The organism is Clostridium sp., assembly GCF_051278035.1.
Taxonomy (GTDB): Bacteria; Bacillota; Clostridia; order Clostridiales; family Clostridiaceae; genus Clostridium_AD.
Window position 1 is genome coordinate 1 of record NZ_JBNMNU010000275.1, and the last position, 3,764, is coordinate 3,764.

General features: G+C 30.4%; 3 protein-coding genes, 1 tRNA gene, 2 rRNA genes, 1 pseudogene and 1 riboswitch. Of the genes and pseudogenes, 2 read left to right on the forward strand and 5 right to left on the reverse strand.

All coding sequences use genetic code 11. The features are described 5' to 3' along the window. The 3 genes from ACJAX4_RS22770 to ACJAX4_RS22780 form a co-directional block, all read right to left on the reverse strand. A 16S ribosomal RNA gene (locus tag ACJAX4_RS22770) occupies positions 1-105 on the reverse strand; the annotation flags it as partial. Between the two features lie 542 nt (positions 106-647). Beyond that, on the reverse strand, positions 648-866 hold the full coding sequence (locus ACJAX4_RS22775) for a DUF3892 domain-containing protein (protein WP_435791726.1): 219 nt from the start codon (positions 864-866) through the stop codon (positions 648-650). 129 nt (positions 867-995) lie between these two features. Next, positions 996-1,871 (reverse strand): YitT family protein, encoded by an 876-nt coding sequence (locus tag ACJAX4_RS22780; RefSeq protein ID WP_435791727.1) that lies wholly within the window; start codon positions 1,869-1,871, stop codon positions 996-998. A 201-nt stretch (positions 1,872-2,072) separates the two neighbouring features. Here ACJAX4_RS22780 and ACJAX4_RS22785 point away from each other — a divergent pair, with 201 nt between their 5' ends. Together ACJAX4_RS22785 and ACJAX4_RS22790 are read left to right on the forward strand one after the other, a co-directional pair. Further along, on the forward strand, positions 2,073-2,747 hold the full coding sequence (locus tag ACJAX4_RS22785; RefSeq protein WP_435791728.1) for a uracil-DNA glycosylase: 675 nt from the start codon (positions 2,073-2,075) through the stop codon (positions 2,745-2,747). A 78-nt stretch (positions 2,748-2,825) separates the two neighbouring features. Then, a riboswitch (SAM riboswitch) is annotated at positions 2,826-2,933 on the forward strand. A 203-nt stretch (positions 2,934-3,136) separates the two neighbouring features. Further along, positions 3,137-3,502 (forward strand): annotated as a pseudogene (locus ACJAX4_RS22790) (methylenetetrahydrofolate reductase); the annotation flags it as partial. An 85-nt stretch (positions 3,503-3,587) separates the two neighbouring features. Here the strand turns inward: ACJAX4_RS22790 and ACJAX4_RS22795 are convergent. Continuing rightward, positions 3,588-3,663 (reverse strand) — tRNA-Phe (locus ACJAX4_RS22795). Positions 3,664-3,668: 5 nt separating this feature from the next. Next, a 5S ribosomal RNA gene (gene rrf / locus ACJAX4_RS22800) occupies positions 3,669-3,764 on the reverse strand; the annotation flags it as partial.

A 3,764-nucleotide genomic window follows, 5' to 3' on the forward strand; every position in this document is an offset into this window, starting at 1 on the left:
CACCCGTCCGCCGCTAATTCACCCCGAAGGGTTTCATCGCTCGACTTGCATGTGTTAGGCACGCCGCCAGCGTTCGTCCTGAGCCAGGATCAAACTCTCAATTTAAAAGTTTACACTCTTAGTTGAAATGATTAATCTGCGCCAACTGTTAAGCTGGTTAGCAAGCTCATTACATACTATTTAGTCTTACGACTAAAATTCACTTTATTTACTAAAGTAATTAACTGGTTTAGCAAAATATTATTTTGCTATCTTTACCTATTTCTCTGTTTAATTTTCAAAGACCAATTCATTTTGTCATCAAGTGACGACTTCTACTATTATATCTGTTAATACATAAGTTGTCAACATTTTTTTAATCATTAAATCATTGTTTTCTTATGCCTATTTGTTTCATCGCAACTAAACTGCTGCGACATAAAGAATTATATCATTTATGGATATGATAGTTTTTAGTTTCTACCTTTATTTCGACAATTAAATGCAACATTCTCTATAATACTCCTGTATGTTAAGTTTCCTTTATACTGACACACTAGGAATAGTGTGCCTTATTCAAGTAATATTATGCAATATAAACATCATAAGCCCCTTATCTTTATAATCTTTATAATGCATGTTCGGCGAGAGGACTTACAACTATCAAACTAAAAAGTTGGCAAATTATCTAAATTATCTTCAGTAGTGCTATTCGGTGAAGACTTTATAACATCATTCCCATTTCGATTTTTACCTACAACCACTGATTCTACTGTTCCCCTCTTTGCTAATGCTACAGCCTTACTCACATCTAATTCTTCACCAGTACTAGTCAATATATTTGTAATATCCCCATCAGTATTCTTTCTTACTTTAACTATTTTCATAAAAAACATCTCCTCATTAATTATATAAATTCATACTATATTTATTATCTGTAATATTACGTATTCTATTCATTTTTAAAAAAATAAGTAGAGAACATATCATAATATGTTCTCTACTTATTATTAACTTTAACCTATCGGACTTTTAAATCCATTACCTTGAACCTCAGCTATATCAATTATAGAAATAAAGGCTTCCTTATCAATTATTTTTATTACTCTCTTAATATGTGGTAACTGTCTCAAAGAAATAACACAATACATTACATTTTTTCTATGGCTAGTATATGCCCCTTCTCCATACAATATAGTCATTCCTCTATAAAAACTATTCATTATAGCATCACTTACTTCTTTTTCTTTTTCAGACACAATTAAAAGCATTTTACGTCTATTCAATCCATTGATAACTCTTTCCATAACAGCAGAAGTAATATACATTGCAATGAGAGTATATAATCCAACTTTAAAATCAAATAACAGAGATCCAACCGCTACAATTAAAAAATTTAATGCGAAGGTCATTATACCTATTTCTATGTCATATTGCTTTTTAGCATATATAGCTATAATATCCAGTCCACCTGTTGATCCTTCATTAGAAAAAACAATTCCAAGACCTATACCTGAAAGTACTCCCCCATATATACAATAAAGAAGCCTATAGGACACTTCAACAGGAGCAAGTACATCGTTTAAAGGCGCTGTTAGAATCAAAAAAAGTGATAATGCAATGGTACCTAAAATTGTAAAGACAGTAAACTTCTTATTTATCTTTACTATACTTAATATAAGTAACGGAATATTGAGTATTAATATTGTAACTCCGAGCGGTATTTTAAAAATATATTGTACCATGAGTCCTATTCCTGTGATTCCCCCACTAAGAAGCATATTTGGAATTATAAATAGATTTACTGCAACAGCTATAATTAAGCTTCCTAAAATAATAAGAACTGTTTTCTTAACTAAATCTTTAAAATTAGCGCTATATTTCTTTTTCATTTAATGTCTCCTTGCCTTTCTCTAAAGTACAAAATAACTATTACTTATTTTATACCACGTATTTTTCTATTTACTCTTATTATATATCATCTAACACTAAAATAACTCGAACTATTAGTTTTTATTATAATAATTTAATCAAATCAAGTAGTTGTTTATGAAAACTTAAGTATTTATGATAAACTTAAGCGAGGTGTTTTTATGAAAAGTATATTAAACGATTGGAACCAACTATTAATAGATGAGTGTAATAAAGATTATTATTTGAAATTGAAATGTTTTTTAGAGAGCGAATATAAATGCTCACAAGTATATCCTGAAGTTCACGACATATTCAATGCGCTTAAATACACAGCATATAATGATGTAAAAGTTGTTATACTTGGACAAGATCCTTACCATGGTGCTAATCAATCTCACGGCTTATGTTTTTCTGTAAATGAGGGTGTACCAATTCCACCTTCATTATTCAATATATATAAGGAATTAGCCAATGATTTAGGCTGTTATATTCCTAATAACGGCTATTTAAAAAAGTGGTCCGATCAAAATGTTTTGCTTTTAAACACAGTGCTTACCGTTAGATCCGGAGAGGCTAATTCTCATAAAAATAAAGGATGGGAACACTTTACTAATAAAATAATCACTTTATTAAATGACAGAACAGATTCTATAGTTTTTATTTTATGGGGAAATAATGCTAAATCTAAACAATCTCTCATAACAAACTCCATTCACCACATAATAAAATCTGTTCATCCAAGTCCATTATCTGCATACAGAGGCTTTTTTAACAGTAACCCTTTTTCTAATACTAATGCATTTTTAATCTCAAAAGGGAGTGAACCTATTGACTGGCAGATTGAAAATATATAAATATACGATTTCAATTTAAATTCTTGACAAATCTAATTGTTCAGTCTATTATATACATTAAATTACAATTTAATATAGTTCTTACCAAGAGAGGTGGAGGGACTGGCCCTATGAAACCCGACAACCAGCATTTTATTTTAGAGCAATGGTGTCAATTCTAACAGATTTATATCTGAAAGATGAGAAAACGGCTTTCTTAAGTGAATTATTTCGCATATAAAAAAGTTGCTTTTCTAATTGAAAAGCAACTTTTTTTATATTAAGGCCTCACTATACAAAACAACTACGTATCCCTTGAAAGGAGATAAATTATGTATATAAAAGATCTATTTGATAAAAAACCTGTCATATTCTTATAAATATTTTCACCAAAGCCAACTACCCCCATATTCTTGATAACACAATTATTTTTTGACAACGAAATTTTCTATAATTTTAAAGAGAAACTTGATATATTAGGTGTTTCAGTCCCTATTTCTGCTGGGATTATGCCTGTTATAAACAAAAGACAAATTGAACGAATAACCTCAATGTGTGGTGCAACTTTAACTCCAAAATTTAAACGCATTATTAATAAATATGAATATAACCCAGAAGCTCTAACTGAAGCTGGTATAGCTTATGCTACTGAGCAAATTATAGATTTACTTTCCTTTGGCGTTGATGGAATTCATCTATATACGATGAACCGTTCTGACGTAGCGCAAAAAATCATTAAAGATATTTCTAATATAAGAAATTGTTGTGCTATATAAATAATGAACTTTCTACTTTAATTTAAATATTTATAATATATTTTTAAATATAAAAAAACATCTTAGAATTATCTAAGATGTTTTTTGGTGGCTAGACCCGGAATCGAACCAGGGACACGAGGATTTTCAGTCCTCTGCTCTACCGACTGAGCTATTTAGCCATATTACCTAGCGACGACCTACTCTCCCACAAGGTCACCCTTGCAGTACCATTGGCGCATTGAAGCTTAACCTACCTGTTCGGTATGGGAAGGGGTGTTAC

Bases quoted from the DNA above. Each gene is read 5' to 3' on its own strand.
- ACJAX4_RS22775 (WP_435791726.1), bottom strand. From the start codon at position 866: ATGAAAATAGTTAAAGTAAGAAAGAATACTGATGGGGATATTACAAAT.
- ACJAX4_RS22780 (WP_435791727.1), bottom strand. From the start codon at position 1,871: ATGAAAAAGAAATATAGCGCTAATTTTAAAGATTTAGTTAAGAAAACA.
- ACJAX4_RS22785 (WP_435791728.1), top strand. From the start codon at position 2,073: ATGAAAAGTATATTAAACGATTGGAACCAACTATTAATAGATGAGTGT.